Here is a 13,490-nt window from a genome sequence, read left to right as displayed (position 1 = left end):
TGAACCACTTTGGTCACTATTTTCTGAAGGCATAATTGTACTCTTTTTTGTCAGACACTAAACGAACTTTATAATCTCCTTTTGGCAATGCTTCTACATTGAATTTTTTAGAGAAAGTCGGTTCTGATGCATAAGAGCCATTAAATACTTCATTTCCAAATTCATCATTTATTGAAATGTTGAATGCTGTGTTTTCAAAAGAAAGGTAGGTTACAAACAAATTATTATCCTCTGTTCTAAAAAGAGTTTTTTCTGCAGTGTTCTCAGCTAATTCTGCAACAAGTTTGTTGTTGGCAACTACAAATTCTTTTTCAATATTATCTCCTTTACCAGTTAAAACGATTTTGTATGTACCATCTTCAAGATAAGAGAAATCAAACAATTTTTGAGCTGTTGTTTCACCACTTACTTTGTTTGAATAATACAAGTTTCCAGCTTCATCGTAAATCTTCATTTTAAGAAATGATTCGGTTGGATTGATAATAGATACAATTGATAAATCAGTATCCAAATAAGGGTTAATTCGGATGTTTCCGGTTGCAAATGCTGAACTTGTCCCTAAGAATAGTATTACTCCCAATACCAATCCTTTAAATGTGTTTTTTGTTTTCATCTTTTTTAAATTTAAATGAGTAATAATTTACTAAATCAACCATCGGTTATTTGTGATTGGCTGACATTGTAAATCTAGAAATAAATCATAGAAATGATCTAAATAATAATTCCATAAATTGAATAAATAACAAAAAAAACAACTTAAAACGGTTGCGGAAGCTCCCGAAATTGTTTGCGTTACAATGATTTAATAAAGAAATTTGTCATTATTAACCATTAAACGGCAAATTAGTTTTTATGATAACGTTTTCGAATTTTGCAAAAAATGGCCAAAACGTCATTTTTTTACCCGGAGGGTAAAAAAAGGATTCAAAAATAGATAGTCAGGGGGGTGTTAAAATGATCATTTAAGACTATTTTTGATGTGAATTTTTAAACAGCCCCTTAGTTTTGTGCTAGTGTTGATGAAAAATACATTATTATATATGAATTATAAAAATTTAATGGACTTCTCGGTTCATGCATCCGATTTGAATCGTTTTGAGAACGGATGGAAAGGATTACAAGAATATATTACTGACAAAAATATAGATGGGGTAGAATTACTAATAGGTTATGATTCTCCATCCGAAGAAATACCAAAAGGAATAGTTAAAAGTGTTCATTTGCCATTTTGGATAACCTGGTTAGATGTTTGGCGAAAAGGAGAGGATGCTGCCAAATATTATTTTCCCAATATGTCAGCAGAGCATTTGCAGTTTTGTTGCGGAGGTAAGAATGCTGCAGAAATGATTGCTTCTCAGAAAAGGTTGTGGGAATACGCAGCACATTTTCAACCAGCTCATGCTGTTATACACGCGGCACATGTAGAATTGGAACATGCTTTTACACGCGATTTTACTTATAAAAGTACCGAGGTATTGGCAAGTTTCTCAGAAATGTTGAACAGAACGGCTAAGGAGTTTGGTAATGGAGAACCTCCGGTTACACTAGCTATTGAAAATTTATGGTGGCCAGGTCTCGATTTTTTGTTTCCTGCCGAGGCCGATGACTTTGCATCCCGATTGGATTTTTCAAATTGGAACTTACTTTTGGATACGGGACATTTAATGAATACGAATATTGCATTGAGATGCGAAGATGAGGCCATTGATTTTGTTTTGGATCGGATATCACGATTGTCGAAAGATATTCAGGCGAAAATTAAGAGTCTGCATTTGAATTTGAGTTTATCCGGAGAATATCAAACGAAACAAGTTATGACTGGTTTACCAATAGGATGGTCAGACTTAAATCATACGGAGAAATATACTACAGCACGTAATCATGTTCTGCAGATTGATCAGCATTTACCATTTCAATCCAATAGGGTAAAGGAGATCATTCAGGAGCTTACGCCAGAAAATGTAATACACGAATTTATTACAAAAGATATTCATGAATATTCAGAGAAATTGGATATTCAGATGAATTCCTTACGCTAGTGAAATACCATTGGGTGTCTTTCAATAGCATTTTTCACATTTCTACACCTTATAATAAAGACTGTTTCGTTCAATACGAATCAGTCTTTTTGTTTTTGTACTACAGTTATTCCTGATTGCTTTTTTAAAACCTCTTCTTTTTCCGAAATATTCCATAGATTTGCAGGAATTGGGTTTCTCTCTTTTGAGAATTAAAATGGGAATCCGGTGCAATACCGGAGCTGTCCCCGCAGCTGTAAGCCCTCAATGATTTTTCATTGATAAGTTCTGACAAATCAGCCACTATGTGAATGTAGTTTTACATGGGAAGGCGTCAGAATTGGGTAAAGCCAGAAGACCTGCCTAATAAATTGAACTATTTCGTAACTTCGGGGAACTGAGTAACGAAGGTATAATTGTAGCAATTGTATTTTCTCGTCTGCTATCCCCACAATTATTGTGGAAGAAAATGAATTTATTAAAATCAAGCTGCTGGGCATTACTCCTGATTCTATTGTTGGGTACTATTTCCTGTCAATCCGGCAATCTAAAAAAGAAAGAAAAGCAAGCTGATAATTCAGTCGTTGATTCATCTTTTTATCATCAATCTCAATTAAAGTACGCCAAAGGTTTTCAAATTAAACTTCTTGCCAATGGCTTAAAAGAATTGATTGTTTGGGATCCTTGGAACGAAGGAAAAATATTTCAAAAGTATTATCTCAAGAATCGGTCTGAAAAGTTAGCCATAGATATTCCAACTGATGGTTTGTTGGTTGAGGTTCCTGTAAGAAGTATTGCAGCTCTTTCGAGTACACAAATCGGAATTTTAAAGTTCTTAAACGTTCAGGATCGAATTGTTGCAGTTTCTTTGCGCGATCGTATTTACGATGAAGAGTTGGATAAAAAGGCTCAGGATGGAACGATACAGGCGGTAGGTCATTCGGAAAGTCTTAATTTCGAGAAAATTGTTGAGCTGGATCCTGAATTGGTAATGGTTGCCGGTTTTATGAACATCACCGACAAGGAAACTAAATTAATGAAAGCAGGTTTGCCGGTTGCTTATAATATAGAGTGGATGGAAACTTCTCCCTTGGCACGTGCTGAATGGGCAAAATTTATTGCAGCCTTTTTTAATGAGGAGGCTGAGGCCGAAAAACATTTTAATGCTGTGGAAAAGAGATACAATGATTTAAAGATATTGGTGGAAAATGTTGAAAATAAACCAAGTATTCTTTCGGGCTATAATTTTAAAGGCACTTGGTATATGCCAGGCGGACAAAGCTATTTGGCGCAATTCCTTCGCGACGGAAAAGCAGATTACTGTTGGTTTTCTGATAGCACAAGTGGTAGTATGCCATTAAGTTTTGAGGTTGTTTTCGATAAGCAGGGAGAGGCCGATATTTGGTTTGGCCCCGGACAATGCAGAACTTTGGAGGATATGAAAAACATGGATGAGCGCTACACCTTATTTCGATCGTATAAAACAGCTCATGTTTTTTGTTCAACAAAACGAATGAAAGATAGCGGCGCCAATGATTGGTTTGAGTCTGGTGTAATGCAACCCGATGTTGTATTTAAAGATGTGATTAAGATTCTACATCCCGAATTGCTGCCAAATTACGAATTGTATTACTATCAACAATTGAAATAGGAGAGCTATGCTGTTGAATAAAAATGGAAGATTGTTTTCGCTTATATTTGGGATTCTCTTCCTTCTAATTTGTGGTATTTTCCTGTTGGATTTGATATTCGGAAGTGTAAACATTCCCTTTAAAAAGGTGTTTGCAATTCTATATGGTGCTGATGTGAAAAGCTCATGGAACTACATCATTTTAAATTTTCGTTTGCCGAAAGCTTTAACTGCTATTTTTGTTGGAGCCGGATTATCGGTTACAGGCTTAATGATGCAGACACTTTTCAGAAATCCATTGGCCGGGCCTTACGTTTTGGGAATTAGTTCCGGGGCAAGTTTGGGAGTTGCTTTAATGGTAATGGCATCGGCATTAATGCCGGTTGCTTTTGGTGTAATTTCGGCTTTTCTGGGTAGTTGGGCTTTGGTTGTTGCTGCAGTTGTTGGTGCATCCTTGGTATTCATGCTGGTTGCTTTGGCCTCTCTTAAAATATCTGATAGTGTTTCGCTGCTGATTATTGGAATCATGTTTGGGAGTATCACCGGTGCTGTGGTAAATATTTTGCAATATTTTAGCGATCCGGAGCAGATACAAAGTTTTATCGTATGGACTTTTGGCAGTTTGGCAGGTGTTACATGGACCGAAATGAAAGTAATGGTACCCATTGTTTTTAGTGGCTTGATCATTGCTTTTTTTCTGATAAAACCATTGGATGCACTTTTGTTGGGTGAGAATTATGCGCGGGGAGTTGGAATATCAGTTAATAAGACTCGTATAGCCGTTATTATTAGTACGGCATTAATTGCTGGAACATTAACCGCATTTACTGGGCCTATTGCTTTTGTTGGTGTTGCTGTGCCGCATATAGCACGATCTATTTTCAGAACTGCAAGTCATAAAGTACTAATGCCGGCAGTAATATTAATTGGTGCGGCTATCATGCTTGCTTGTGATATTATTTCCCAAATACCGGGAAATCAAAATACATTACCAATTAATTCGGTAACAGCATTGTTTGGAGGGCCGGTTGTAATTTGGGTGATTATGCGTAGTAGAAATGTGAAGGCTTCTTTTGCCGGGTAAGGATTGGGTTATGAGTGAAATTAAAGAAGTACAAAAAGACATACTGGTAACTCAGGATCTTTCCATTGGATACAAACAAGGGAAAAAGGAACAGTTATGCTTGCTTTCAGATATCAACCTGACAATCAGGCGGGGCGAGATGGTCTGTCTTTTGGGCCCGAACGGAGCGGGTAAATCAACTCTTATGCGAACCATTGCCGGCATTCAAACCCCCTTGGCGGGATGTACCTTAGTAGAAGGGATACCTATTCGTGATCGGAATTTTAAAGAGATTGCCCAATTGCTCAGCATTGTTTTAACCGAGCGAATTAATGTGGGAAACCTCACCGTTTACCATATCGTTTCTTTGGGTCGACATCCTTATACTTCATGGATGGGACGTTTATCGGAAGAGGATAACGATAAAATTAAATGGGCATTGGAACAAGTTGGTTTATTGCATTATGCTGATCATTTTATCAATCAGTTGAGTGATGGAGAACGACAACGTGTGATGATCGCCAAGGCTTTGGCACAGGATACCCCGTTAATCATGCTTGATGAACCTACTGCACATTTGGATTTGCCAAACCGTGTTGACATTATGCGATTGTTGCATCGTTTGGCTCGTGAAACCAATAAGGCAATTTTACTTTCTACCCACGAATTGGATTTAGCTCTTCAGGCTGCTGATGTTATTTGGTTAATGGCACTGGGGCAGACGATTAAAGTTGGTGCTCCTGAGGATTTGGTTTTGAATGGAAGCATCGAAGAGACTTTCCATAATAAATCATTCATCTTTGATCGTAAGACAGGAAATTTCATTATGAATTATCAGAAAAAACAGATCATTCAGGTTTTGGGTAATGATGTAATGGGGTTCTGGACACAAAGGGCATTGTCCCGTGAAGGTTATCAGGTTACTTGCGAAGAAGCTGGTAATTGTTCTGTTAAGTTGCTTGAAGATACCATGGAGTGGGAAATTCATCGAAATGGAGAGATGAAAAAATGCCAAAGCATTCAGGAACTGCTGGCCTATCTCCGAACTTTCTTTATCCACGACTAATATCTAACGGACTATTCACAAATGCAAAGAAAATGATACAAAGAATTGTTCTTGTACTGGGTTTGTTGTGCCTTTATGCATGTAATGCTAAGGAAAGAAAAGGTGAAAAGGAATTCATCTCTGAGCAGGAATACAATGGTTATGAGTTTACCAGTTCGATATTGTATGCAAAAGGATTTACAATTGAAAAGAAAGAGAATTATAAGAAAATAAGTGTTTATAATCCTTGGCAGAAGGATGTTGTATGGAAAGAGTATGCCTTAATTCCAAGAAATAAGAGCATTCCTGAAAATCTTCCTGATGGAATAGTTGTAGTTAAGGTTCCTGTAAATTCTGTGTGTACATTTTCCAACACACATATTGGTCCGATTGTTAAGCTTGGATTGGAAAATAAGTTATTAGGAATGACACGTGCAGAGAAAGTCTACAATAAAAGTATTTCAGAAAAAGTAAAGAGGGGTGATATTGCAAATTTAGGCGGAGCACACAATAAGAATGTGGATATCGAGCAAATTGTTGAGTTGAATCCGGAATTAATTGTTTTATCCGCTTTAAATGGGGTGAAAGCTGGGGAGGAGCAGTTGGCGGAGCTTGGTTTTAAGTTGGCATATTCATTAAGCTGGATGGAAGAAACGCCATTGGGAAGAGCTGAATGGTTGAAATTTACAGCGGCCTTTTTTAACAAAGAAAAGTTGGCCGATTCTTTATTTAAGCAGACTGAAATGAATTACAAACAGCTCAAGGCCAAAGTGGTAAATCTTAAAACGAAACCAAATATTTTGTTGGGATGGAGCTATAAAGGAATATGGTATGTTCCTGGTGGCAAGAATTATATGGTAAGCTATTTGAGGGATGCTGGAGCCAATTATTTTCTTTTTGATGATGAAACAAGAGGGAACATTCCAATGAGTGTAGAATCCGTTTTGGATCAATGCAGTCAAGCAGATATCTGGATTTATCCTGGAATCAGTAAAAGCTTAAATGATATTGAAAACAGCGGCGAAATATTCACTCAGTTTAAAGCCTTTAAGAACAAAGAGATTTACAATATCTACAAAAGAACTAATGATTATGGAGCCAGTGATTGGTGGGAGACCGGCAGTCTTAGACCTGATCTTGTATTGAAAGATTTCATACAGGTTCTACATCCTGATTTATTGCCTCAGGACACAACGTATTATATGAATAATCTGAATTAACATAATGAACAATAATATATTGCCTTCATTTTCAGAGAGGATCAAATAAAGTTTCTTTTATTTCTGAAAAAATTATTTTGTGCAATAAAAAAAATCATACATTTGCGTCGCATTTGGTATTTTGTTCCTCATTATTCAGGAATGAAATGAAAAGGGAATTCGGTGAAAATCCGAGACTATACCCGTAGCTGTAAGTTCTAAAGAGCTTTTTGAAAGACCTATGCCACTGTTCCGATTTTGGAATGGGAAGGCCTCAAAAAGTAGAACAAGTCAGAAGACCTGCCTTTGCAATCAATTTTAAGTCATTGCTTTCGGGAAAAAGAGCAAGTGAACGAAAACTTTATCGAACATTGATACAAGGATTGATCTGCCATAACCGGTTCTCTATGTCATGTTGTGAAATTTTCTTTTAGCTCCCTGTCTGCATTGCATTAGTTAAACTTATTTTCATTTATTCTTAAAAGACATGAAAAGAACATTTTTAACGGCTTTTGCATTGCTGTCATTATTAAATTCTGCAGTAAAAGCTGATGAGATTCCAAGTCCTGCCAAAGATACGACGGCAGTGAGACACCTGAATTTATCAGAAGTTAAGATTAACGCATCACGTGTAAATGCAAAAATGAAGGATCTTCCTCAAAAGGTTGAGGTGGTTACGCGAAGAATGATTGAAGCGACTCCTGCAGTTGATATGGGTGAGTTGTTAAAAAAGACTACCGGTGTTGATATTATTCAATATCCAGGAATCTCTTCAGCTATTAGCATGAGAGGTTTTGCACCATCTACATCAAACAAATACAATGTGATTTTAATTGATGGAAAACCTGCAGGAACTACAAATATTGCAACAATTGATATGTCGAATGTAGAGCGGGTTGAAATTTTAAAAGGCCCTTTCTCAGCACAATATGGTTCTTCGGCTATGGCTGGAGTAATCAATATTGTTACCAAAGAAAGTACGCAAAGTATTTCTGGAAATGCAAGCGTTTCTTACGGAAGTTTCGAAACATATACAGGTAGTTTAAGTGCCGGTGGTGCTTTGTCTGAATCTATGGATTTTGATGTGAGCTACAATTACCAAAAACAAGGAAAGGATTATAAAATTGGGAAAAAGAATTTCTTTGGTAAAAGCGATGCTGAAACAATATTAGGCCCAACTACTTACGGCGAGAGGATGGAGCATTCACAATTTGAAAGACAGAATGCCAGTGCACGTTTAGGCTTTATTTTAAACGAAAACTGGAAGATCAATATTCATCAGTCGGTGTTTATTGCCAATGATGTTGAAACACCAGGTTCTTTTTGGCATGTGTATGGTATGAATTCAAAAGATATGAATAAGTATACTACAAGTGCTGATGTAATGGGAAAAATAGGAAATCATAAGCTAAGTTTATCCCCTTTTCACAGCAAAGAGGAATCAACCACTTTCAATTCAGTTTATGGCGATACCGAGAGTATTCATAAAAACTACGGCTTTATTTTTCAGGATGCCTTTAAAGTAGGAGAGCACTCTTTTGCTTTTGGTATCGATAATAAAAACGATGTTTCCGAAAGTAATAATTGGAATACTTCGGGTGATGTTACAGCCCCTTCTACTCCAAAATATAAAAATGTATCGACCGGCATTTTTGGTCAGATAAATACAAATACTTTAGATGGAAAATTGAATATTGCCATAGGGGCAAGATATGATTTGGTGAAATTGAAACTGGAAGCGGACGATTTATTAGGGAATGAAGCAAGTACAGAGGAATACAATGTGTTTACACAAAATGTAGGTGTAAAATATGAACTTCTTAAAGGATTAGCAATTCATTCAAGTTGGGGAAATGCATTTTATGCTCCTGATGCTTTTCAAAAGGCAGGATTGTATACCACTGCATATGGAACCACAAAGGGAAATCCAAATTTGAAGGATGAGCAAAGTAATACTTTTGATGCTGGATTTGAATATAAGAATTTTGCGAAAGGATTTAATTTCGATTTTACTTATTTTAAAACACATCATAAGAACATGATCGTTCGTTATTCTGTCGATCCAGATGGCACAGCATATAATGGGGATGAATATAAAACTTACAAGAATGCCAATTTTGCCGATATGGATGGAATTGAGATTGAAACATCATTTGATTTCGGCGCATTGGCAGATTACAATTATTCCTTGAAATTATATGCGAATTACACTCATATTATTGATGCGATAGTAACTCAGCGAGTTAAACAAACTGATGGAACTTATAAAAATGAAGAAAGTCAGATGAGATATGTTCGCGATAATAATGCCAATTTCGGTATCGAATTCGATAATTTGAATGGACTCTCTACTCGTTTAAATGCGCGTTATATTGGTCATAGATATGAAGATAATTGGTATACGGTTCGAACCAATGTTACCGAAAAAGTTCTTCGTCATCCGGTTTCAATGGTCTTTGATTATTCGGCAAGCTATACGATCAAAGAAAAATATACTCTTGGATTAAGTGTGGCTAACTTGTTCGATGAAAACTATACCGAAAAAGATGGATACAATATGCCGGGTAGAGCAATAACTGCTAAGTTCGGTTATAAATTCTAAAAGATAACTTGTAAGCTTACACGCATTGTTTTCCAATAATAAAATGATCTATGTAAGCTTACATGGCACATTATCAGAAAAAAAAATGGCGTTTGTTTCCTTACAAAGCATACTTTCGAAAAAAGAAATAGCAATTGTAAGCTTGCATGCTATACTATCTAAAAAGAAAATGGTAATTGCAACCATACACAGTATACTTTTAAAAAGAAAAGTGGTAGTTGTAACCTTACACGGTATACTTTTTAAAAAGGAAATGGTAATTGTAAGCTTACAAAGCATACTTTTTAAAAAATAGATATATTTTGGGACTAATATTGTCAAATTTGCTTGGTGAAAATTACACCGAAAAAGATGGTTATAATATGTATGGTCGATCGATAACAGCCAAATTTGCTTATCGATTCTAAAAACAATTTTTATTCAGTTTAAAAGGGATGTTCCAGTTTTGGGATGTCCTTTTTTTTATTGTTTACCGGTTATTAGTGGTTGATTTGCAATGTGTTTTATAATATTTTATAAATAAGAGATTCCTAAATCTGATTTTGATTTTTTTTATACATTTGCAATGCAATTGGTTCTCATATATCTGAATTAATCAGATAGAGATGAAAAGGGAATCCGGTTAAAGTCCGGAACTGTTCCCGTAGCTGTAAGCTCATAAAAAAGCTTTTTCACCACAATGCCACTGTTTCTATTTTTTGGAAATGGGAAGGCCGAAAAAGTTGAGTAAGTCAGAAGACCTGCCAATGCAAACTTAATTTTCAAAACATTCGGAGAAGATGTTTGGAAGACGATTGAATCATCTATTTCTTTTGTTCTGTCCTTGTGTTTTCTTCTTTATCAAATTATAAGATGAAGTTGAAATTTTTATTTGCAGTAATTGTAAGCTTTTTGAGTTTTTGTGCTTGGTCACAAAACATAGGTGTTGATACCATCCAGATTGAATCCATTGATATTGTGGCACCAAGGCTTCAGCATTTTTCTTCTACCGAAAAGACAGTGCAAATTGATTCAATTCTTATTCAGAGGTACGATGGAAAGGATTTGTCGAGCTTACTTCAGAAAACATCTTTGGTGAATGTTTCCTCGAATGGTGCCTTTGGAGCCCTTGCTACAGTTGGAATGCGTGGAGCTTCAGGAACACATACATCTGTGAATTGGAATGGAATACCGGTTAATTCATTAACAACAGGTTCGGCAGATTTATCTTTAATAAATGCAGGTTCTTTTGATCAAGTTCAGGTGATTTATGGTGCTGTAGGATCTTTATATGGTTCTGGAACATTGGGTGGTGCTATTGAATTGTCAAATATGCCCGATTGGAAGAAAAAATCGGAAATAGGATTGAATTCGGAAATAGGTAGTTTCTCAAATTCTAAAACAAAACTTTTTGGTAAATATTCCAACAAGTCGATTTCCTATTCCGGACAAGCTTTTTTTCAATATGGGAAGAATGATTTTACCTATACCGATTTTCATGATTTTGGATCGCCCACTGAACGATTAAATAACAATGAAAACAGAGCATTCGGGACGATTCAAGACCTGCACTTAAAAATTAACGAACACTATATTGATTTTGGAGCCTGGTATCAGGTAAAAGAAAAGAATATTGGTGGATTAATGGGAATTGGTGCTCCTATTAGCTATCAGAAACAACGGGATTCATCCTTTAAAGCTTATATAGGTTGGAAAAAACTGATTGGTAAATTTCGTTTGGAAGCGAAATCTGCATATTTATCAGATTATTTGAAGTATACCGATAGAGGCAGTGCTACGAATACAGGATATAAAACATTTTCAGAGATAGAATCGAAACGTTGGTTAAATGATGCCAACTTGAGATATTATTTCTCTGATAAATGGAGTATTGACATAAATGGTAAATACTCTTGGTTGAAAGGGATCACCAATAATTATGAAGGTGATATTATTGAAAATGAATCACGTTTAACTTTAGCAACTAAGTATTCACCTCAAATAGGAACATTTATTTTCACTTATGGTAAAGAATGGAATTCTGAGGTGAATCCACCGGAAATGTATTCGTTTAGTTCTCTGATTCATCTTTTTCCTACTATTATAGATATTCGTAGTAAAGCATCGACTCATTATAAAAGACCAACATTTAATGAACGTTACTGGAATAACTCAGGGAATGTTGATTTAAAATCAGAGAATGGCTGGAATTATGAGTTAGGATTGATGATGCTGTCTCAAAAAGCCTTGTATGGAGATATTACTCTTGATTTTAATGCGTATAAGGCTCTTAATGATGATTTAATTGCATGGCAACCAGGATCAGGAACACTTTGGAAACCGATCAATATTGGTAAAACAGTAATTCAAGGTGTTGATATTGAAGCGACTCATTTTCTGAAGGTCAAAAATAATAATCTTCGAACTTCATTAAAATATGCCTACAACGACGCTTACAATAATGATAAGGAAAGCGATAACTATAAGAAATCATTAGCTTATCGTCCGCATCATTTAGTTAAATTTTCTTCCGATTATTTATTTGGTAAATGGGATGCTGGAGTGTTGGGAACGTTACGTTCAAATACCAATACTTGGGAAGGAGACCAGGTAGACGGGAATTTACTGGTAGATATTAACGTAGGCTATCGTTTCAATACCAAATTTGCAAAAATAAAACTGACAGGTAGAGTTGAAAACCTGTTAGATGAATCATATGAAATTGTTAGGTTTTACCCCATGCCTGGCAGAGCGTATTATTTTGGGGTAAATGTAATTTTTTAATTAATTAGCTATGAAACGTCCATATTTAAAGCTTTCGATATACAGGAAGATGATTAAATGGTAAGTTCCATATGACAAAAACTTAAAATAAAAAACATATGAAAAAGGTTTTGAATCTTGCATTGGGATTGTTAGTTGCAAGTGTATTATTTGTATCATGTTCTGATGATGATAATGAAATTCCTCAATTAAAAGGGAATTTTGTCTTGAATGAAGGAAGTGCCAATGGGTCAATTAGTTTAATTGATGATGATGATAAGGTTACGTTGAATTATTTTGTGGCTGTTAATGGTATCGCATTGGGGCAGTATCCTCAATCTATGGCTATGAATGATGAATATGCATTTATTGTTGTGACTACAGGAAGCGGTGCAGGTTATGTTGAAGTTGTTACTGCTTCAGATTTTATGCATTACGCTACTATTTCCGGATTATCATATCCTAGAGAAATTGCTTTTGCAGACGGTAAAGCTTATGTGTCGAATGGTAACGGATCTGATGCCAATTATGCAAAGGAGAACAATCAGGTTTATGTGATTGATTTAAAGACCATGACAAAAACAAAGGAAATTGCCGTTGGTGCAGGACCAGAAAAAATGATTGTTTCAGGAAATAAATTGTACGTAGCGAACAGTGGAGGGTGGTCGAATGATGACAATACTGTCTCTGTGATTGACGTTGACACCGATGAGGTAGTAAAAACAATTACTGTTAAGTCTTGTCCTAAAGATATGGTTGAAGATGCGAATGGCGATATTTGGGCTTATTGTTCTGGAGTACCTGATTATAGCAATTATCCAAACGTTAGCTATACTAATGCTGGTCTTTCAAAAATTGATGGTGAAACAGATGAAGTGAGCTCATTTGTCTTGACAAGTTTAAGTACCAGTGGCATTAAAAATATCGCTATCAGTAAAGACGAAAAGACTGTTTATTTTATGTCTGATGCAGTTTACGCAATGAATATTACCGATACAGCTTTACCAACAGCTAAGTTTATTGATGCAACATTCTACGGTATGGATGTGAATCCTGTTAATGGAAACCTTTGGTTGTGTGAAGGAACAAATCCTGGGAAAGTAATTGTTTACTCTCCTGCAGGTAGTAAATTAAAAGAATTTACTGTTGGAGCGATGCCCAATTCAACAATGTTTAGTTACTAGAAAATTT

General features: G+C 35.7%; 9 protein-coding genes and 3 riboswitches. Of the genes, 8 read left to right on the top strand and 1 reads right to left on the bottom strand.

What is annotated here, in order from left to right; all coding sequences use genetic code 11:
- Window positions 1-16: 16 nt before the first annotated feature.
- Window positions 17-613, bottom strand: coding sequence for a hypothetical protein (locus QUH73_RS07965; protein WP_289529907.1), 597 nt, complete (start codon window positions 611-613; stop codon window positions 17-19).
- Between the two features lie 427 nt (window positions 614-1,040).
- On the opposite strand from QUH73_RS07965, the gene QUH73_RS07960 reads away from it, so the two are divergent.
- The 8 genes from QUH73_RS07960 (at window position 1,041) to QUH73_RS07925 (ending at window position 13,483) form a co-directional block, all read left to right on the top strand.
- On the top strand, window positions 1,041-2,039 hold the full coding sequence (locus tag QUH73_RS07960) for a TIM barrel protein (RefSeq protein WP_289529906.1): 999 nt from the start codon (window positions 1,041-1,043) through the stop codon (window positions 2,037-2,039).
- 154 nt (window positions 2,040-2,193) lie between these two features.
- A riboswitch (cobalamin riboswitch) is annotated at window positions 2,194-2,399 on the top strand.
- 88 nt (window positions 2,400-2,487) lie between these two features.
- Window positions 2,488-3,669, top strand: a complete 1,182-nt coding sequence (locus QUH73_RS07955; protein ID WP_289529905.1) for an ABC transporter substrate-binding protein — start codon at window positions 2,488-2,490, stop codon at window positions 3,667-3,669.
- A gap of 7 nt (window positions 3,670-3,676) precedes the next feature.
- Window positions 3,677-4,732 carry an iron ABC transporter permease gene (locus QUH73_RS07950; protein ID WP_289529904.1) on the top strand — a complete coding sequence of 352 codons (1,056 nt, stop codon included), beginning with the start codon at window positions 3,677-3,679 and terminating at the stop codon, window positions 4,730-4,732.
- A gap of 10 nt (window positions 4,733-4,742) precedes the next feature.
- On the top strand, window positions 4,743-5,777 hold the full coding sequence (locus QUH73_RS07945; protein WP_289529903.1) for an ABC transporter ATP-binding protein: 1,035 nt from the start codon (window positions 4,743-4,745) through the stop codon (window positions 5,775-5,777).
- Window positions 5,778-5,809: 32 nt separating this feature from the next.
- On the top strand, window positions 5,810-6,976 hold the full coding sequence (locus QUH73_RS07940; protein ID WP_289529902.1) for an ABC transporter substrate-binding protein: 1,167 nt from the start codon (window positions 5,810-5,812) through the stop codon (window positions 6,974-6,976).
- A gap of 96 nt (window positions 6,977-7,072) precedes the next feature.
- Window positions 7,073-7,277, top strand: a riboswitch (cobalamin riboswitch).
- A 165-nt stretch (window positions 7,278-7,442) separates the two neighbouring features.
- Complete coding sequence (locus tag QUH73_RS07935) at window positions 7,443-9,557, top strand: TonB-dependent receptor plug domain-containing protein (RefSeq protein ID WP_289529901.1); 2,115 nt, start codon at window positions 7,443-7,445, stop codon at window positions 9,555-9,557.
- Between the two features lie 555 nt (window positions 9,558-10,112).
- Window positions 10,113-10,319: riboswitch (cobalamin riboswitch) on the top strand.
- A gap of 90 nt (window positions 10,320-10,409) precedes the next feature.
- A complete protein-coding gene (locus QUH73_RS07930; RefSeq protein WP_289529900.1) occupies window positions 10,410-12,320 on the top strand; it encodes a TonB-dependent receptor plug domain-containing protein in 1,911 nt (636 codons plus the stop codon).
- A 98-nt stretch (window positions 12,321-12,418) separates the two neighbouring features.
- Window positions 12,419-13,483, top strand: a complete 1,065-nt coding sequence (locus QUH73_RS07925; RefSeq protein WP_289529899.1) for a DUF5074 domain-containing protein — start codon at window positions 12,419-12,421, stop codon at window positions 13,481-13,483.
- Window positions 13,484-13,490 lie beyond the last annotated feature (7 nt).

The organism is Labilibaculum sp. K2S (genome assembly GCF_030372765.1).
GTDB lineage: Bacteria > Bacteroidota > Bacteroidia > Bacteroidales > Marinifilaceae > Labilibaculum.
Note: the sequence above shows the minus strand (reverse complement) of the source record. Positions and strands in the feature narration are given on the sequence as shown.